The organism is Chryseobacterium sp. CH25 (assembly GCF_004119455.1).
GTDB lineage: Bacteria > Bacteroidota > Bacteroidia > Flavobacteriales > Weeksellaceae > Chryseobacterium.
Genome location: NZ_NRQT01000006.1, coordinates 42,024 through 60,183, shown reverse-complemented (window position 1 = coordinate 60,183; position 18,160 = coordinate 42,024). Strand labels below are relative to the sequence as shown.

Annotated in this window: 17 protein-coding genes and 3 pseudogenes; 5 read left to right on the top strand and 15 right to left on the bottom strand. The window is 36.3% G+C overall.

Annotated features, from left to right (window positions below; all coding sequences use genetic code 11):
• Positions 1–8 precede the first annotated feature (8 nt).
• The 5 genes and pseudogenes from BOQ64_RS15335 (at position 9) to BOQ64_RS15315 (ending at position 5,872) form a co-directional block, all read left to right on the top strand.
• Complete coding sequence (locus tag BOQ64_RS15335) at positions 9–1,229, top strand: beta-ketoacyl-[acyl-carrier-protein] synthase family protein (RefSeq protein WP_129059329.1); 1,221 nt, start codon at positions 9–11, stop codon at positions 1,227–1,229.
• A 4-nt stretch (positions 1,230–1,233) separates the two neighbouring features.
• A complete protein-coding gene (locus BOQ64_RS15330; protein ID WP_047377388.1) occupies positions 1,234–1,488 on the top strand; it encodes an acyl carrier protein in 255 nt (84 codons plus the stop codon).
• A 105-nt stretch (positions 1,489–1,593) separates the two neighbouring features.
• Positions 1,594–2,477 (top strand): annotated as a pseudogene (locus BOQ64_RS15325) (lipid A biosynthesis acyltransferase).
• A 173-nt stretch (positions 2,478–2,650) separates the two neighbouring features.
• The gene (locus BOQ64_RS15320; RefSeq protein ID WP_129059328.1) at positions 2,651–4,168 is read left to right on the top strand and encodes a phytoene desaturase family protein; all 1,518 of its coding nucleotides are present in this window, start codon (positions 2,651–2,653) and stop codon (positions 4,166–4,168) included.
• A gap of 34 nt (positions 4,169–4,202) precedes the next feature.
• Positions 4,203–5,872: pseudogene (locus BOQ64_RS15315) on the top strand (C45 family autoproteolytic acyltransferase/hydolase).
• A 40-nt stretch (positions 5,873–5,912) separates the two neighbouring features.
• Here the strand turns inward: BOQ64_RS15315 and BOQ64_RS15310 are convergent.
• The 15 genes and pseudogenes from BOQ64_RS15310 to BOQ64_RS15240 form a co-directional block, all read right to left on the bottom strand.
• A complete protein-coding gene (locus tag BOQ64_RS15310; RefSeq protein WP_129059326.1) occupies positions 5,913–7,085 on the bottom strand; it encodes a DUF2062 domain-containing protein in 1,173 nt (390 codons plus the stop codon).
• A 4-nt stretch (positions 7,086–7,089) separates the two neighbouring features.
• On the bottom strand, positions 7,090–7,566 hold the full coding sequence (locus BOQ64_RS15305) for a hypothetical protein (RefSeq protein WP_129059325.1): 477 nt from the start codon (positions 7,564–7,566) through the stop codon (positions 7,090–7,092).
• Positions 7,563–7,943, bottom strand: a complete 381-nt coding sequence (locus BOQ64_RS15300) for a 3-hydroxyacyl-ACP dehydratase (RefSeq protein ID WP_129059324.1) — start codon at positions 7,941–7,943, stop codon at positions 7,563–7,565. Before BOQ64_RS15300 ends, BOQ64_RS15305 begins: the two co-directional genes overlap by 4 nt.
• Before the next feature lie 75 nt (positions 7,944–8,018).
• Entirely contained in the window at positions 8,019–8,654 is a 636-nt protein-coding gene (locus BOQ64_RS15295; RefSeq protein ID WP_129059323.1) for a hypothetical protein, read from the bottom strand.
• Positions 8,620–9,246, bottom strand: coding sequence for a LolA family protein (locus tag BOQ64_RS15290; RefSeq protein WP_129059322.1), 627 nt, complete (start codon positions 9,244–9,246; stop codon positions 8,620–8,622). The genes BOQ64_RS15295 and BOQ64_RS15290 overlap by 35 nt, the downstream gene beginning before the upstream one ends.
• Complete coding sequence (locus BOQ64_RS15285) at positions 9,239–9,994, bottom strand: polysaccharide deacetylase family protein (RefSeq protein WP_129059751.1); 756 nt, start codon at positions 9,992–9,994, stop codon at positions 9,239–9,241. The genes BOQ64_RS15290 and BOQ64_RS15285 overlap by 8 nt, the downstream gene beginning before the upstream one ends.
• Before the next feature lie 274 nt (positions 9,995–10,268).
• Positions 10,269–11,330, bottom strand: coding sequence for a beta-ketoacyl synthase N-terminal-like domain-containing protein (locus BOQ64_RS15280; protein ID WP_129059321.1), 1,062 nt, complete (start codon positions 11,328–11,330; stop codon positions 10,269–10,271).
• Positions 11,330–12,526, bottom strand: coding sequence for a beta-ketoacyl-[acyl-carrier-protein] synthase family protein (locus BOQ64_RS15275; protein ID WP_129059320.1), 1,197 nt, complete (start codon positions 12,524–12,526; stop codon positions 11,330–11,332). The genes BOQ64_RS15280 and BOQ64_RS15275 overlap by 1 nt, the downstream gene beginning before the upstream one ends.
• Positions 12,527–12,610: 84 nt before the next feature.
• Complete coding sequence (locus BOQ64_RS15270) at positions 12,611–12,868, bottom strand: phosphopantetheine-binding protein (protein ID WP_034692439.1); 258 nt, start codon at positions 12,866–12,868, stop codon at positions 12,611–12,613.
• Between the two features lie 87 nt (positions 12,869–12,955).
• A complete protein-coding gene (locus BOQ64_RS15265) occupies positions 12,956–13,498 on the bottom strand; it encodes a 3-oxoacyl-ACP synthase (protein ID WP_129059319.1) in 543 nt (180 codons plus the stop codon).
• Between the two features lie 10 nt (positions 13,499–13,508).
• Complete coding sequence (locus tag BOQ64_RS15260; RefSeq protein WP_129059318.1) at positions 13,509–14,651, bottom strand: beta-ketoacyl synthase N-terminal-like domain-containing protein; 1,143 nt, start codon at positions 14,649–14,651, stop codon at positions 13,509–13,511.
• The gene (locus tag BOQ64_RS15255; protein WP_129059317.1) at positions 14,648–15,076 is read right to left on the bottom strand and encodes an acyl-CoA thioesterase; all 429 of its coding nucleotides are present in this window, start codon (positions 15,074–15,076) and stop codon (positions 14,648–14,650) included. Before BOQ64_RS15255 ends, BOQ64_RS15260 begins: the two co-directional genes overlap by 4 nt.
• A 67-nt stretch (positions 15,077–15,143) precedes the next feature.
• Positions 15,144–16,412: an ABC transporter permease gene (locus BOQ64_RS15250; RefSeq protein ID WP_129059316.1), complete on the bottom strand. Its 1,269-nt coding sequence runs from the start codon at positions 16,410–16,412 to the stop codon at positions 15,144–15,146.
• Entirely contained in the window at positions 16,399–17,157 is a 759-nt protein-coding gene (locus BOQ64_RS15245) for an ABC transporter ATP-binding protein (protein ID WP_129059315.1), read from the bottom strand. Before BOQ64_RS15245 ends, BOQ64_RS15250 begins: the two co-directional genes overlap by 14 nt.
• Before the next feature lies 1 nt (position 17,158).
• Positions 17,159–18,153: pseudogene (locus BOQ64_RS15240) on the bottom strand (BtrH N-terminal domain-containing protein).
• Between the last annotated feature and the right edge of the window lie 7 nt (positions 18,154–18,160).

Genomic DNA, 18,160 nt, shown 5'->3' with positions numbered 1-18,160 from the left:
ATGAACACATGGAAAATAGGGTTGTAATTACCGGAATGGGAATTTATTCCTGCATCGGGACGTCTTTAGAAGAGGTCAGGGAATCCCTATATCAAGGAAAATCCGGTATTGTTTTAGATCAGGACAGAAAAGAATTCGGTTTCAGATCAGGGCTTACAGGAACAGTTCCGAAACCTGATTTAAAAAATCTTCTGAACAGACGCCAGCGTGTAAGCATGGGTGAAGAAAGCGAATACGCTTATCTGGCTACCCTCGATGCTCTGAAACAGGCCAATCTTGACGAAACATTTTTAGATACCCATGAAGTTGGGATTTTATACGGAAACGACAGTGTTTCTCAGGCAGTGGTAGAATCTATCGACATTGCAAGGGAAAAGAAAGATACTACATTGATGGGATCGGGTGCGATCTTTAAATCAATGAATTCAACAGTAACGATGAACCTTTCTACTATTTTTAAATTGAAAGGAATTAATCTTACGATCAGTGCAGCTTGCGCAAGTGGCTCACACTCTTTAGGATTGGCTTATATGATGATTAAGAATGGTTTTCAGGATATGATTATCTGTGGCGGTGCTCAGGAAACCAACAAATACTCTATGGCCAGCTTTGATGGATTAGGTGTTTTTTCAGCAAGAGAAGACGAGCCTACAAAAGCTTCAAGGCCGTTTGATACAGACAGAGATGGCTTAATACCAAGTGGTGGAGCCGCTTCTTTAATTGTTGAAAGCCTGGAATCTGCCCAAAGAAGAGGAGCTCCAATCATTGCAGAAATTATTGGCTACGGCTTTTCCTCAAACGGAGGGCATATTTCAACCCCAAATGTAGATGGCCCAGCCTTAGCAATGGACAGAGCTTTAAAGCAATCCGGATTGAAAGCGTCAGATATCGATTATATCAACGCTCACGCTACTTCAACACCCATTGGTGATGCTAACGAAGCCAAAGCCATTTATGAGATCTTTGGAAGTGAGGTTCCGGTAAGTTCTACGAAATCCATGACGGGACACGAGTGCTGGATGGCTGGTGCAAGTGAAGTTATCTACTCAATTCTGATGATGCAGAATGATTTTGTTGCTCCAAATATTAATCTGGAAAATCCTGATAATGAGGCTCAAAAGATAAATTTAGTCTCCAAAACAAAAAATCAAAAAATTGATGTATTTTTGTCAAATTCTTTTGGGTTCGGGGGAACCAATTCTGCACTAATAGTTAAAAAATTTGATTAAAAACATGGAAAGGGAAAAAATTGTTGCTATTGTTAATGATTTTCTTGTAAACGAATTTGAAGTTGACGGGGACGAAATCAGTAATGATGCCAACCTTAAAAATACACTGGGACTAGACAGCTTAGATTATATTGATATGGTCGTAGTGATTGAATCCAATTTCGGAGTGAAATTAGGAGAAGCAGATTTCAAAAAAATGGTAACATTTGATGATTTCTATACAACGATTGAAAATAAGATCGCTGAAAAAAACGCATAGTTATTAAGTAATCTATATTCCTTACAATGTACCAATGTAATAATAGAAGAGGATACTCGGAGATATTGTTACATTGGTACACTTTTATATTAGCAAATTGAATATATGAACAAGTGGAAAGGTAAATCTAAAGGGACGGTTCTGGGGTACAGGATATTTGTCTGGTGTATTAGAAATATCGGAATCAGAAGTTCATATTTTGTATTGTACTTTGTGGCTGCTTACTACGTTCTGTTTCAGAAAAAAAGCAACCAATACATTCTATACTATTTTCAAAAAAGACTTAATCTTAGCTATTGGAAGGCTAAACGCTCCATTTTTAAAAGTTACTTCACCTTCGGGCAGGTTTTAATTGATAAAACGGCTATTTCTGCCGGATTGAGAGACAAATATACCTATGAATTTGATGGTATTGAAAACCTGAGAAATCTTTTAGCTGCCAAAAAGGAGGGGTGCTTATCAGTGCCCATATCGGTAATTTTGAAGTGGCGGAACATTTCTTTGCAGATATCGATTTTGATTGTCAGATCAATCTGGTCACTACAGATCAGGAAGTAACTGTTATTAAAGAATATCTTGAAAGTGTTTCTGTAAAAGAGAGCAATATCAAGTTCATTTATGTGAAAGAAGATATGTCGCATATCTTTGAGATCAATCAGGCTCTTTCTAATAATGAATTAATCTGCTTTACCGGAGACCGCTATTTTGAAGGTTCAAAATTCCTGGAAGCAGATCTGTTAGGGAAAAGTGCCAAATTCCCGGCAGGGCCATTTCTTATTGCTTCCCGATTGGGCGTACCCGTTGTGTATGTCTATGTGATGAAAGAAAAGAACCTTCATTATCATTTGTATGCAAGAGTAGCTCAGAATATCAAGAACAGGGATTCTCAGGGACTTTTACAGTCTTATGTTCAAAACCTTGAAACCATGGTGAAAAAATATCCGCTTCAATGGTTTAATTATTTCGACTTTTGGGATGATGTTGATTAATTTTTCTATTTTTATCCCCTAAAAACTAATAAAACTCAAAACCATTAAGAAATCCTGAGAAACCGAAATTCAAAAAGATATTACTCAAATAGGATTTTCCTGTACAGTATTCACAGAATAATATCCAAATTTCTTAATTTCCCGATCTCTTAATTTAAAAAGCACATTCTCCTTTGAAAAAAGAATATGACATACTTGTAATCGGCAGCGGATTGGGAGGTCTTGTTTCGGCTCTTGTTTTAGCGAAAGAAGGCCTGAAGGTTTGCGTGCTGGAAAAAAACAACCAGTATGGCGGAAATCTCCAGACTTTTTCAAGAGATAAGCTCATTTTTGATACCGGAGTTCATTATTTGGGCGGGCTTTCAAAGGGTCAGAATCTGAACCGTTTTTTCTCCTATCTGGAGATTATGGATGAGCTGGAACTTCAGAAAATGGATGAAGATGGGTATGACAGGATTTCTTTCGGAGATGAAGGTATTGAATATCCACACGCTCAGGGCTATGAAAACTTTGTAGAACAGCTATCTGCCTATTTTCCAGAAGAAAAAGAAAATCTTGAAAATTATTGTGAAGAGATTCAGTATGTCTGCAGCCAGTTTCCAAGATATCATGTAGTAGGAAAAGACAATTACAATGAAGAGATCCTGCATTTAAATACCAAGAGGTTCATTGAATCTGTAACTCAGAATAAAACACTTCAGGCCGTTTTATTAGGCTCCAATTTCCTGTATGCGGGAGATTCTGAAAATATTCCTTTTTATGTTCATGCTTTAACGGTGAACTCTTATGTACAAAGTGCTTATAAATGTGTAAAAGGGGGAAGCCAGATCTCTAAATTGCTGATCCGGAAGCTTCGTCAGTATGGTGCTGAAGTTCATAAACATTCAGAAGTTTCAGAATTTATTTTTAATGAAAATAACAGGCTGACCTCTGTAAAAACGAAGTCGGGGAAAGAGTATGCTGCTAAGCAGTTTATTTCCAATATTGAAATACGTTCTACAATTAAGCTTATTGGAGAAGAAAAACTGAAAAAATCTTTTCTGAACAGGGTTTTAAGCTGGCAGCCGGTTTCATCCTGCTTTAGCGTTTATATTATTTTAAAACCCGGGAGTTTACCTAATTTTAATTATAATATTTATCATTATTCCTCTGAAGATCAGGTCTGGAATGCATATCGCTACAATAAAAAAAACTGGCCGGAAACCTATATGCTTTCATCTACACCATCAAAGCATCACCCCGAATTTGCAGAAAGCCTTACCGCTATTTCTTATATGGATTTTGATGAGGTGAAACAATGGGAAAATACAGTGAATACCGTAGCTGATGCCCATGAAAGAGGGGAGCAGTATGAACAGTTCAAGCTAGAAAAAACTGAAAAACTGATTGATGCTCTGGAAAAGAAGATTCCTGGATTAAGACATGCTATTCAACAGATATATACTTCTTCTCCCTTATCTTATCGGGATTATATCGGGAGTTTTGAAGGAAATATGTATGGTTATATGAAAAACTCAGATAATCCTCTTAAAACGATGGTTTCTCCCCGTACCAAAATTGATAATCTCTTTCTTACAGGCCAATCTGTAAATATGCATGGAATTTTGGGTGTAACCATTGGCGCATTCAATACCTGTGCTGAAATTCTGGGAAAAGATACTATTGACAGCCGTTTGGATCCAATGACTTAATAAACAAACCGTGAAAAAAACTAAAACCCAATACCTGTCATATAAAAGGCTCTTCATATATTTCCTTTTTTCCTTTCTCCTGAGTGCGTGTGGGGTGTCTAAATCTGTTCATCATCTCCCCGATGTAAAGCAATATTCCCTGGAAATTCCGAAGGTTAAAAAGATCAACGACAGTACGTTCAGCTATAATCAGAATTTTCTTACTAAAAATAAACAGCAGCTTTGGGAGCTTTATATTAAAGGTAATCCATTACAGTTGGGTTATAATAACGGAGCATTAACTCAGGATCTGATGCAGAAACAAGAGGGAGTCTTCTTCTCCAAAGTGGAAGGTTTTGTTCCTTCAAAGTTTAAACAGAGGCTTTTGAATACCTTTTTAAATGGTACAACCGTAAAATGTATCTGAATGTAAGAGAAGACTATCAGGCAGAATTATATGGTCTGTCACAATATTCGTCTGACCAATATGATTTTATTGCTTCACGATACCTGAGAAATTTATATTTACACGGTGCCCATGATATTGGGCATGCCATGCAGGATCTGGCAATGGTAGGCTGTACTTCTCTGGCAGTCTGGAACGAAAATACAGAGGATGGAGATATGCTGATCGGAAGAAATTTCGATTTTTATGTAGGAGATGAATTCGCTCAAAATAAATTGGTAGAATTTGTGGAACCGGAAGATGGGATTCCTTATATGTCGGTAAGTTGGCCGGGAATGATAGGAGTGGTTTCCGGGATGAATAAAGAAGGAATTACGGTAACCATCAATGCCGGAAAATCAAGGATTCCTTTAACGGCGAAAACCCCTATTTCTTTGGTGACAAGAGAGATTTTACAATATGCTAAAACCATAGAAGAGGCTATCGCCATTGCAAAAAAAAGGAATGTTTTTGTTTCAGAATCAATCCTGGTGGGAAGTGCTCATGATAGAAATGCTGTTATTATCGAAGTTTCACCTAAAAATTTCGGAGTATATAGAGTAGAGAATACAAGTAAAGTGTTTTGCACCAATCATTTTCAGTCTGATGCTTATAAAGATGATGTTAAAAATCAGAAGCAAATGGAAGAAAGTCATTCGGTATACCGCTATGAAAAGCTTCAGGAACTCTTACAAGAAGAGAAAAAACTGACACCAGAGAAAATGGCTTCTATTTTAAGAAACAGATCAGGTTTAAAGGATAAGAGTATCGGCTATGGAAATGAGAAAGCATTAAATCAGCTATTGGCTCATCATGCGGTTATATTTTCTCCTGAAAAGAAACTGGTTTGGGTTTCTTCCAATCCCTATCAGTTGGGAGAATTTGTATGTTACGATCTCAATGAAATATTCTCAGGTAAATTATTAAAGCCCAATGATTTTGCTGAGTCACAATTAAATATTCCACGTGACCCCTTTGCCGATTCTGAAGAATTTGAAAATTATGAAATATCCAGAATGTTGAGCAAAGAAATCAATGAAGCAGCAGAAAATAAAGATATTGGTTTAACAGAAGATGCTATCCCTTATTATCAGTCTTTGAATCCTGATTTCTGGAAAGTGTATTTTCTGGGTGGAAAATATTATTATCACAAAAAAGAATACTCAAAGGCAAAGTCAGAGTTTGAAAAGGCTCTTACCAAAGAAATAACAACGGTTCCGGATCGGAAGATGGTTGAAAAATATCTTGATAAGACCAATAAAAAGATTAAGAAACAATAAAAAAGTATAAGCTTCGGAGTGTTTTCGGGGCTTTTTTATTTTAATTATTCTCAGGATTCAGTTTATTCAGGAAAAGGAAAGTACTTATTCCGGCAATGGCAGACAGTGTGGTGCTCAGGATAAAACTTCCGATCACATATTGAAGCAGATTATTCTTAATCAGATCAAAATTAAGATCCTGGCTGAGAAAATTACTGTCTCCATGTACAAATGGGGCTCCCAGAAATAAGGAGGCTGCAATAATAAAAGGAATAAAAGGTGGTAAGCTCACATTGGAAGCTACAAATGCCAGCACTTTATTCAGTTTGAAGAGTACAGATAAGCTGATCACAAGTAAAGTCTGAAATCCCCAAAAAGGAGAAAGTCCGATAAAGACTCCAAGAGCAATAGAAAAAGCCTTTGTACGGTTTGTCCCGTCACTTTCCAGTACATCTTCTTTTATGAACTTTTTAAAGCTTTTTTTTTTGAAATTATTGATGAAATTTCTCGGAATAATATAAAACAAGGTAATCGTAACCAAAATCGTATTCAGAATACTGATTCGGGTAAAATCCTTAAACGGTCTGAAGTGAGAAACACGCTCCGCTGGATCATACAGAACTTTAATAGGAACATTCTTTACCGGGATGTGTCTCCATGCAGTTCTTACGATAATCTCAATTTCAAATTCAAATTTAGGGGTAAAATATTTCTTTGGAATTTTGTGCAAAGGATAAAGTCTGTATCCGGATTGAGTGTCTTCCAGTTTAATCCCGGTTTCAAACCAAAACCAGAAATTGGAAAATCTGTTTCCAAAGCTGCTTTTCTTTGGAATTCCATCCTGAGACATATTTCTGTTTCCAATCAGAAGAACATCTTTATCTTCCTGAAGAAGAGCTTCTACGAATACAGGGATATCGTCCGGATAATGCTGTCCATCGGAGTCAATGGTGATAGCATGATTATATCCTAATTCTTTTGCCTTTCTGAAGCCTGTTTTAAGCCCGTTTCCTTTTCCTTTATTCTCCGGTAAGGAGATTATAGTGATCTGAGGATATTGGCTAAGAATTTGAGGCGTAGAATCGGTGGAACCATCATTAACCACAATAATACTTTCGGTGTAATCTAAAACGCCGTCAATTACCCTTTTTAGGGTCTTTTCATTATTGTAGGTAGGTATTAAAACACAGATTTTCTTTTCAGAAATTGTATTTTGTACTTCAGCAAGGGACATGTTTTTATTTTAAAGTGGCTCTTTCAGCCTCGGTAATAGTTTTAGACTGCATTGCAAACCTTTTGATATAGTTTTTTAAAGCTGCATTCTGTTTGCTGTAATTATTCAGAAGAAATGCTTTGTCATCTTTTAAGCTTCCCCTGTATCCCACAATTTTAGGAATGTTTTCCTGAACACTTAGTCTTATCAGGCGAAGTTCCGCATTATTGGGATTACTTTTAATGACTCCTTCAAGGTTGGTTGCGCCAGTTTTTACAAGTGACTTCCTGTTTCCTTTAGATACTTTAGCTTCCATAATTTTGGCAGCTGCTTTATATCCTAAAGTTACCGCATCAGAACCCGATTGCTTCTCTGCAACATCAATAAAGTTGGAGGTATTGGTAGTAGATTCATTAGCCTTGGCATAGCTGTTTCTCAGTGCATCAAGATCAGACTGAAAGAAAAATAAAAATGCCGCTACGAAGGATAAGATAAGTTTCATGATCTTAATTTTTTATAGCTTACAGACAGTTTCAATGCAATAGTCTCGCCAAAAGAGGTTGAATTTTTTACTTTAACATCCTCACCATCTTCGGTGATATCCAGCTGAAGTTTCAGATCAGGAGTCTCAAAAGGATTAATAATAGCCATAAATTTTACATTAGAGGCTGTTTTTAAAAATAAGTTTGAACCTGTAAATTCTTCTGTCAGTTCTTTAATGATCTGCATCATACAAACTCCCGGAGTTACCGGATTTCCAGGGAAATGCCCCTTGAAAATATCGTGATCCTTATTTAAATGGATATGAGCAGTGAAGCTTCCGTTTTCTGCCTTTTCGTATGATGTTAAAGTATAAAAGTCTGTAAGAATAGTCTGCATGATCTTATTTTTAAGATTAAATGGATGATAAACTCCGCTTTGAAAAACGATATTACTCTGTTTTCATATTGGAAATCATTCTGTTTCGGTTATTTGAAATAGTTTTATATTGATCTTAAAATCCTTATGTTGTAAGTTTAAGCTGTCTGCGAAGATATGCTTTTTTGCATCAAAAGTAAAATCGATCTTTTCCTTATTGTTTTTCGTGTAAATGATCCGTTTCAGGAGGTTGTTTTCTTTGTTGAAGAATAAATAATAGCTTTTATTATCAATTTTAGAAAGATAGATTTTAGCATTGTCATTTTCAAAGCTTTCACCCACCGGATATTGTCTTTTTAACAGCTGCTGGAAATCGTTTTTCAGAAAGTTGATGACAATTTTTTTATCCAGATCCGGCAGAACATAATTAAGCTTGAAGTTTTGATCTGAAATTTCAAAATCAATCAGTTTATTTCCGAAATCCGAAGTTAATGCGACACGATGCGTCGTTTCATTAATTTTTTTAATAATCAGAATACCGCTTACATGATTTTTATAAATATCCATCTGACATTTATAAACATAATCTTCAGCAGACGAAAAATAAAGATTTTCAACTGTTTTTTCCTTTGTTGGAACTGGTTTTACATCCGTAAGCTGATAAGATTTACAGGAAACTGCCAGTAACAGAATCAGGCTATAAAGTAAATTCTGACGCAGGAATTGAAGCATTGATCTTTGTATTTTTAAAAATAATATTCGTTGTATCTCCTGAAGCTTCAGTCATATTTACCTGAGAAACTGTAGACTGGTTTTTAGGGAAGGAAAGCTCAATCTGCTTGATATATTTTAAAAGCTGTGAAGTCTTCGGAACAAATTTCGCCACATTGTAGTTTCCGTTTTTAAAATAAGTTACTGTAAACTCAGGATCGTTGAACATCGTTCCGTTTGAACTTCCTACAATCAGTTTATTGATTTTCTCAAAAGTCTTGCTCTTAGCATCTACAGAAGATTTTTTCCCCTGGTCATTGATGTAGATTTTATTGCTTTTAAAAACAATACTGTACTGATAAGGTTTGGTGTATTTCCAGCTCAGCATATTAGGCGTCTGCAAAGACATTTTCCCATAGGTAACAATACTTTTATCCAGAAAATCCATTTTCTTGGTCTGGGTAAAATCACTCTGTAAAGTTTTGATTTCTTTGGTATCTGCAGAAACCTTAGATACAAATGCTTTAGCCTCTGCTCCGGACATCGCCGTATTTTGAGCAAAAAATAAACCTGATACCAGTAAAAATGCTCCGAAAGCAATATTTTTAATCATTTTGTCTTGAATTTGTAATGGAATCAACTGTAAAAGTTGAATACTTTTTATCCGCCAAAAATACTAATAAATCTGCCAGCACGCGATACGTTTTTTCTGAAGTATCATGAAGGAGAATAATGCTTCCTTTTCGCAGATTTTTAGTTACTCTTTGATAGATTTTCTTTTCATCATCAATAACGGTGTCCAGAGAACGGACATTCCAGCCGATGCTTGTTTTATGCGTTCGTTGTATCGCTTTGGCAATACTCGGATTGGTAACCCCGAAAGGTGGTCTGTATAAATGGGTTTGTATATTGCCAACTTTCGTTATGACTTTATCACAGTTTTCAATCTCTGCGATCATTTTTGAAGTTGATAAAAAACCTGTTGAATTGGAATGTGATAAGGTGTGATTTCCGATGGTATGACCTTCAGTAATAATTCTTTGAAAGGTTTCCGGATATTTTTCAATCTGTTTTCCGATACAGAAAAAAGTCGCTTTTATCTGATGTTCTTTGAGCAGGTCTAAAAACTTCGGTGTAAATTCAGTAGGACCATCATCAAAAGTAAGGGCTATTTCCTTGATTTTTGTTCTTTTATGAGTAATACTGTTGACGAAATATCCCAGCTCAATCGCAAATGACCCCCAAACTACCACTGCTGAAAAAGCAAGAAAACATGCAATATACACCCAAAGACTTCCCTGAAACGCATAGATAAAAACGTTACAGAAGAGATAAAACAGGATGAATGAATAATGTCTCATGATTGGGCGTTTTTTATTTCTGATCGATCAATTTCTTACTCTGTAATTGCACTGCTATAAGAAATACAAAGGTAGAGATTCTTCCTTCGTCAGAATGACAGTCATCATTTTATCAGATTTTGAGATGTTCTTAATACTATTTTTGTCACTCTGTAAGAGTCTAAACTAATACATTCAAATTATCTATGTTGAGATTCCACGCTCCACTCCTGAACTTTGTTCGCATGCCTTCAGCCTGTGCTCTGAATGACAAAATTACACTATAATAAAATAACTAAGCTTTTTCCAGTAGCACCAAACTATGATCATCCCCCGCCAGATGATTGTAAAGAAGTACATTTTTTACTTCTTCCTTTTTCTTTCCGTTAATCATCATCACTTCCGGAATCTGCTGCTCCTTAAGAATATGACAAGCCATAAACGTAGAAAAACCACTTGCTGTATTAAATTCTCCACTTAGATGTTTATAATACAGTAATGATGAATCAGGAAATAAACCCATTGCTTTGGTATAATAAGTATCAGAATCTGCATCTCCACTGAAGCCTAACATAACAGCATCAATATCTTTTGCTGAAAGATTGTTCTTTGTTAAAAAATCCTGAATAAAATCTGAAGTTTCTTCAAGTTCCAATCTATTACTGATTTTAATGTCAGCTAGTTTTGCGTAGGAATTTTCTGTTTTATCTTTTCCAACCACGAAAAAACTTGCTCCTTCTCCCCAAATAACACCTTTGGTAGTAGAATGCAGATAATCAGCAGGAAGATCTGAATCTTTTTTAATGGTATTATTCAGACAATAGAGTTCCATGGTTCTGTCAGTCTGTTCATCGGTAGAACCAACCAGAACATTCTCAGCTTCACCATCTTTAATCTGAAGTTGGGCATCCAAAAAGGAAAACTCCAACGATGACGAAGTATTTACATAGGTAAAGTTGTAGGCGTGGCACTGTAATCCCAATGCAATCTGGCCTGCAACGGTATTATGAGTAGACTGAATAAAAAATGTTGGAGTTAAGAATTCCTCATGATTATCAATCACGTTTTTCAAAAATTTTTCAGAATCCTGTGAACATCCCATTCCGGTTCCTACAATAATAGCATCCGGCTGTTCAATTCCCGCATCTTTCAAAGCGTAGTGTGAGGCTACAGAACTCATTTTTACCGTTTTTGACATTCTTCTGATCATTGCCGGCGGAATAAATTCCTTGTAATTAGGTTCTATGGCTTTAAGAAGCTTCACAGAATTTTCCGGGTTAAGATTCTGAAGAATATTTTTGTTTAAGGTGTCCTGAACAGAGATGCAGGCTGCACTGTTGATGTATACTGCACTCATTATTTCGAGAAAATTAAGGTTGAACAGTTTCCGCCAAATCCAAATGAATTGGAAAGAACGTGATTGATATTTTTCTCTTTCAGTTCAGTAACCGGAGTTAAATCAAACTCTTCCATTTTCGTTTTGAAATTTAGATTCGGGAAAATAAGACCATGTTGGATGGCTAAAATTGAAAATACGGCTTCAATTCCTGCAGCAGCAGCCAGTGTATGCCCTGTAAATGCTTTTGTAGAGCTGAATTCAGGAACGTTATTCTCCCCAAATATTCTGATCATAGCAATTCCTTCAGATAAATCATTATTAGGAGTTGCTGTTCCATGAACATTGATGTAATCGATATTTTCTTTTTGTAAACCTGAAACTTTAAGAGCTTGCTGCATGGCTAAAAATGCACCTTGTCCGTTTTCAGAAGAAGCCGTCTGGTGGTGGGCATCGTTGGCATTTCCGTATCCGGAAAGATAAGCCAGTACCTGTTTGTTTTCCTTTTGAACAACTTCTTCAGATTCCAAGACTAAAAAAGCCGCAGCTTCTCCAAGATTTAATCCTTTTCTGTTGTTATCAAAAGGAGTATTGTATGAATCCGTAAGGATCATTAGGGTATTAAACCCGTTCAGGGTAAACTTTGAAAGAGAATCTGTTCCCCCAACAATTACACGGTCCAAAACTCCGTTTTTGATGAGTTTAGCTCCCATCATAATGGCATTTGCTGCTGATGAACAAGCAGTGCTGATGGTGGAAACCATACCTTTTAACCCCAAATGATCGGCAATAACCAATGAGGAATTTCCGGCGTCATGAGCATCAATATATTTTTGCTTTTCAGGAAAGTCTTCGTAAGAATAGAAATATTTTTCAGTAATATCCATTCCGCCCACACTGGTAGAGGAAATCAGTCCGGTTCTGTAACCATTGATATCTGATATTCCTGCACTTTCTACAGCTTCTTTAGCGGCAATCATCCCTAATAAGGATGTTCTTGTGACGTTGTTATCTTCGTTAAGTTGAAGTTTCTGTACAAGCTCCTCATTGGATAATTTTATTTCACCGGTTTTAATAGTTCCGGCATGACGGGTTTCAAACATCTGAATATCTGAAATGCCGTGTTTTCCGGATTGCAATGAAATAAAATTTTCCTCCACATTGTTTCCGATGGAGGAAATGATGCCCATTCCTGTTATGGCAATTTTCTGGCTCATGTTATTAAATAATGTAACAATGTATCAATGTAACAGTTTACCAATTCTTAGTACATTGATACACCGTTAAACAGTTATATCAATTTATTTTGTTCTGTTGTCTTCGATGAATTTAGCCATTGTATCGATAGATTGGAAAATTTCCTTTCCTTTTTTAGGATCGGCTAATTTTATTCCGTAATCTTTATCAAGAAGAACGATTAATTCTAAAGCATCAATAGAATCTAATCCTAATCCCCCTCCAAATAATGGATCTGTGTCTTTGATTTCCTCTACAGAAACGTCTTCAAGATTAAGTACTTCGATAATTTTGTGCTTCAATTCAGTTTTTAAGTTTTCCATAATTTAATTAATTTACCAATGTGTCCATGTACCAGTTTACCAATAGCTAAAATTGTTACATTTCTACATACTTATAGTGTTACATTTTTACAAGGTTAGCAAATATACAAAAGCTTTGTAATTTTCCTGAAATAATTCAACCCAGCCACATAATACTTTATCAGCTTTTCCGGACTGGAGAATCTGTTCGCTATAATCGTTTAAAAATTTTTCATCAAATTCATCCAAAACGAAGAAAGCATTCTCTGTCTGCATTTTGTGTTTAATACTGATTTCACCTACACAGATATTGGGTAGGGTATATACAAATACTGCCGGGCTAGGGAAGTAGTTTTCCTGTGAATTAATGCTTTCCTGGTATTTGAAATCAGTATCCAGACTGGATGATCTGTTGGCAAAGACCAGAGCTGTTCTGCTGTGATCGTCTTCCTCTTTTAAAAGCATTTCAGAAGCAAGAAAGGCTAATTTACTTAGGCTGTCCATTTTATGAAATTTCGGATAACTGAGTTCTAAGCTTTTATAGGCTTCTTTTGCAAATTCAGGGAATGTATTGCTTTCGGTTTCAAAAATAATATTTCCGTCAACGGTTATTTTTGAATGTTCTATGGTGCAGCTGGTTATTTTCTTCATCCTATTCATTTTAACATTTTTCCAGTACAATTGCTGCATTACATCCACCAAAGCCAGATGCGGTTTTCAGAATATACTTTACGGTTGCAGTCTGATTTTCTTTGATGATATTCAACGGTTCGGATACTCCCATTTCTTCAAAGTTTTTAGAAGGGATCAAAGTATTTTGAAGAGCAGATTCCATAGAAATGATACTTTCCAGTAGGCCGGAAGCACCTAAACAATGCCCGTAATATCCTTTCATGCTATTCAGAGGAACGTTTTGCAATTCCATTCTGCTGAATGCAATGCTTTCCATTTCATCGTTATATAATGTTGCCGTTCCGTGAGCTGAAATAAAATCGATTTCTTTTGCGGAAATATTGGCTTCCATCATCGCATTTCTGATACTTCCATATAAACCATCTCCTGTTCTGGATGGGCCTGAAATATGATTGGCATCATTGATGGCAGAATCTCCTAATACTTTAAATCTGAATCTCTCGTTTTCGGAAGGCTGTGAGGTAATATAAGCTGCGGCTGCAGCCTCTCCGATATTGATTCCGTTCCGGTTTTTATCATAAGGTTTGCAAGGTTCTGAACCAATCGCCTGAAATGAATTAAAGCCTGAGATCACAAATTCAGAAATTTCATCTCCAGCGATCACGAAGGCACTTTTATATCTTCCTGCCTGGATCATATTCTTGGCAACAGCAATAGCCATTACTCCTGATACACATGCATTGGAGACTACAATAGGTTTGGTTTTAAATCCGAGAAAATCAGCGATTTTCTGAGTTAGTTGCGATAGATAAACACCTTCTGGTAACTCAGTCTGATTTTTTAATAGACTGATATTCCCTTTTGTTGTGGAAAGGATAAGAGCTGTGTCTTCTGTTATTTGATGCTTTTCCACCAAAGGTTTCATGCTTAAAAGAAGCATTTTTTCCAATCTTGTGAATTCCTGCTGGGTATCGTTAGCAAAAACACGACTGAATTCTTCATTCAGTTTTTCAGAATTGATTCCGGATGCATAAAAAGCATCCTGATTTTCTATAATTTTATGTAAAGCAACTCCAGAATTTCCGTTTAAAAGTGCCTTCCAGTTGGAATCCACATCAAAACCTAGAGGAGTTACACAGTTATAGTCTGTTATATAAATTTCCTTCTTCATGATAATCCCATTTTATCTTTCCAGGTTTGAAAAAACTCCGGATTGTATAAACATAAACTTCCATTGCTGTCCAGAAATACCTGAATGGTTTCTCCGCTGCACACTAATTGGCCTTCCTGGTTGAAAAGCTCATATTTATAAATAAGCTTTGCGGAAACAGAATTGATAAAAGTGGTCACAATTCTGAAGGTTTCCCCATATTTTAAGGGAAGAAAATGTTCGCAGGTACTCTTTACAATAGGCGTTACATAGCCTGCTTTCTGAATGTCAAGGTAAGTAAGACCATGCTGGCGTCCGAAAGCTTCTCTTCCGTCTTCAAAATAAACGATGTAATGACCATGCCAGACAATGCCTAGTGGATCTGTCTCGTTGAATCGGACTCTTACTTCTTCAGTACAGGTTAATATATTTTCGTTAGACTGCATGCTTTTTCTTCCTGAGTTTTGTTTTATGGTGTCAGTAATCTCCTGACAATATTAGTAATAAAATAGTTTAAATATTATGAAGTTTTCTTTCGTAGAAAATAGAGATGGATACGGTTACAATGTAAAATAAAAACAGGAATACCAGTTCTTTAGCAATGCCTCCGATTCCGCTGTTTCTTAAAATAATATCATAATACGCATTCAATCCCCAGTTCATAGGAGAGAACTTGGCTACGGTCTGCATAAATTCAGGCATTAGAAATACCGGAACCCAGATTCCACCAATAGCAGCCAATACCACAACCGATGTCGCACCAAAAGGTGCCGATTGTTCCTGTGTATCTGCAATGGTTCCCAATAATACTCCAAATCCGATGGCAGCAAGTCCTGCGAATAAAGTAACTGTTACAAGCTGGAACATCTTTCCGGAGACATCAAATGCGGGAAGATCCATGTATGGGAAAAGGTAAACCCCTACAGCTACCATTAATAAGAACTGAATAAGACAGATAATAAGATAAGTAAACGTTTTCCCTAAAATATGTACGAAATAGGGAGTAGGGCTTATTCTTGCTCTTACACTGGTTCCCTGGCTTTTTTCCTTTACAAGGTTAATGGATAAAGGAACTACGATGAAAAAGATAGCAAAAAGAGTCCAAGCCGGGACGTTATGCTGAACGGAATTCGGCATAATGTCCATTTCTCCTTTTTTCGGGGTGATTTCTTTGAAACTGATGAGGTTTTTATTCTCTTCAAGATTTTCTTCAGTACCTAACTGATCCTGGAATGCTTTGTAGATCTTTTTATTTTCGATCTCAAAAACCATTTTGTTCACGGAATTCATTACAGAGTTTTTGAACCCTGCATTGGTTGCCGGATCAAAATACAAATGAATTTCTTTAGCTTTTGGAGTCTCTATTTTTGTTTTTGCAGAATCACCTTCCAATCCAAATGAGCTTACAATCGTCTGAACTTTGGAATCGATATTGGAATTTAAATCTTTTGTAAGATTTTCAGGAATAACGATAGCCATCTGATACTCTCCTGCAAATACAGCATCCTGTGCCGATTTCTCGTTGAAATTGGTTAATAGTTGGAAGGTTTTACTGTTTTCCAGCTCGCCTTTTATATTTTTAGAAACTTCAGACTTATCATTATCGATAAAAATGATTGGGATTTTTGAACCTTCAAGATTTTTAAAGGTAGAATCCTGAATAAGAGTAATGGTTACAATTAAAAGTAACGGCATTACGAAAATAATGACAATTCCTCCGATATCTCTTTTCAGCAGAAGAATTTCCTTAATAAAACTTCTCCACAGTTTATACAACAACATCTCTTAATTCTTTTCCGGTTAATGAAATGAAAACATCTTCTAGGTTTTCTGCGTGAGCAATCTGAGAAATAAGTTCTTCAGGCGTTCCCACGGCATGAATTCTTCCTTTATCAATAATCGCAATCTTGGTACAGAATTCTTCTGCCTCAGAAAGGTGGTGGGAAGTATAGATGATGCATGTTCCGTTTTTATTCAACTCTAAAAGGAAATCAATGATTACTTTTTTAGATTGTACATCTACTCCTACGGTTGGTTCATCCAGAAATAAAACTTTCGGATTGTGAAGGGTTCCGGCGATGAGGTTGCAACGGCGTTTCATTCCTCCTGAGAATTGGCCTACCTGTTTGTTGGCAAATTTTGAAAGTCCCATAATTTCCAAAGAATCATCAATAGCTTTGGTAAGCTGTTTATGCTTTAAACCATACAGGCTTCCGAAGAACATCAGGTTCTCTTTAGCAGTAAGAGTAGGATATAGCGCATATTCCTGAGGAACAATTCCCATGATTTCTCTGATCTTGAAATTGTCTTTTTGTGGGGACAGTCCATCAATGGTAAATTGTCCAGAAGTGGGTTTAATTAGACCCGAAAGCATGGAAATCAAGGTTGTTTTTCCTGCTCCGTTAGGTCCAAGAATTCCATAGATTTCATTTTTATCGATATTCAAAGAGATATCATTTACAGAAAACTCGTCAGAATTTTTGTATTTTTTATATAGATTTTTAATCTCAATCATATTCTCTGCCATATCAGATCGCTTTTCTCAGTTTTTTATAGAAAGCTTCTTCTAAATCTGCAATATGAAGCATTGTTTTTGATAATGTGTTGTAGATGTCGCTTTTAGCATTTCTGTTTTTGTAAACTCTGGCAATATCTACTGCAAAATCTCTCCAAAGGTCACCAATAGAGGTAATTTCCTTTGAAAGTTCTTTTAATTCGTCATTTTTAAGAATAACAGCAGCTTCCTGAAGGAATGCTCCATAAATGAATCTGAAACCTCCGCCTCCTGTTCCTATTTCCTCCTGCATTCTTATCAGCTGTCCCAGATAATGGTTAGTTACCTTTGTTCCTTTTTTTCTGCCCATTTCGGAATACTTTTAGCAACCCATCTCATGGCTTTTACTCCAATAAGCGGTACCGGAGCCAGCATGTTTTTGCAGGTATCCTTAATTCCTTTTTTTATCGCTTCTTCCAGGTGAACATCTTCCGGGATGTAAATTGGGTAGTACATATGCCCTTTTGGAGGAAGTGCTCCCTTAGCATATCTTACTTTTTCGAGTTCTGCTTCTGTAAGAGTTGTCGTATAATCCATTACCGGATCACTGATGAGGAATTTTCCGTCTTCTTTACCATATACTACAAGATTATGGGCATTGAAGTGGAATTTATATTCTTCCGGAAAATAGGTAAGGTTAAAAACACCTACCTGAAGTCCTGTAGGGATATTCTGTTCTAAGTTTCTCTCCAGAGCTTTCTGAGCATCCTGAGGATTTGAGAATTTTTCTCTTTTAATTTTAATTCCTAATCTTTTGGCTGCTTTACTGAAAATAGCACCCGGCATCGGACGATAGCTGAAGCCCGGAGCAAAATTGACCTTCAAAAAAGGGAGATAAACAAAAAACAATCCTGAACCAATTCCGAAGATCATAGGTTCGCTCAGTTTAAGTCCTCTGTTAAGCAGTAGATTAGAAGCAACACCGTTTTCGCAATGCGCAGTCTGATGGTGTTCAAAGTTTAATTTCATTTGCAGT

Coding starts and splice junctions, on each gene's coding strand:
- BOQ64_RS15335 (WP_129059329.1), top strand. CDS start 9: ATGGAAAATAGGGTTGTAATTACCGGAATGGGAATTTATTCCTGCATC.
- BOQ64_RS15330 (WP_047377388.1), top strand. CDS start 1,234: ATGGAAAGGGAAAAAATTGTTGCTATTGTTAATGATTTTCTTGTAAAC.
- BOQ64_RS15310 (WP_129059326.1), bottom strand. CDS start 7,085: ATGTCCCTTGCTGAAGTACAAAATACAATTTCTGAAAAGAAAATCTGT.
- BOQ64_RS15305 (WP_129059325.1), bottom strand. CDS start 7,566: ATGAAACTTATCTTATCCTTCGTAGCGGCATTTTTATTTTTCTTTCAG.
- BOQ64_RS15300 (WP_129059324.1), bottom strand. CDS start 7,943: ATGCAGACTATTCTTACAGACTTTTATACTTTAACATCATACGAAAAG.
- BOQ64_RS15295 (WP_129059323.1), bottom strand. CDS start 8,654: ATGCTTCAATTCCTGCGTCAGAATTTACTTTATAGCCTGATTCTGTTA.
- BOQ64_RS15290 (WP_129059322.1), bottom strand. CDS start 9,246: ATGATTAAAAATATTGCTTTCGGAGCATTTTTACTGGTATCAGGTTTA.
- BOQ64_RS15285 (WP_129059751.1), bottom strand. CDS start 9,994: ATGAGACATTATTCATTCATCCTGTTTTATCTCTTCTGTAACGTTTTT.
- BOQ64_RS15280 (WP_129059321.1), bottom strand. CDS start 11,330: ATGAGTGCAGTATACATCAACAGTGCAGCCTGCATCTCTGTTCAGGAC.
- BOQ64_RS15275 (WP_129059320.1), bottom strand. CDS start 12,526: ATGAGCCAGAAAATTGCCATAACAGGAATGGGCATCATTTCCTCCATC.
- BOQ64_RS15270 (WP_034692439.1), bottom strand. CDS start 12,868: ATGGAAAACTTAAAAACTGAATTGAAGCACAAAATTATCGAAGTACTT.
- BOQ64_RS15265 (WP_129059319.1), bottom strand. CDS start 13,498: ATGAAGAAAATAACCAGCTGCACCATAGAACATTCAAAAATAACCGTT.
- BOQ64_RS15260 (WP_129059318.1), bottom strand. CDS start 14,651: ATGAAGAAGGAAATTTATATAACAGACTATAACTGTGTAACTCCTCTA.
- BOQ64_RS15255 (WP_129059317.1), bottom strand. CDS start 15,076: ATGCAGTCTAACGAAAATATATTAACCTGTACTGAAGAAGTAAGAGTC.
- BOQ64_RS15250 (WP_129059316.1), bottom strand. CDS start 16,412: ATGTTGTTGTATAAACTGTGGAGAAGTTTTATTAAGGAAATTCTTCTG.
- BOQ64_RS15245 (WP_129059315.1), bottom strand. CDS start 17,157: ATGGCAGAGAATATGATTGAGATTAAAAATCTATATAAAAAATACAAA.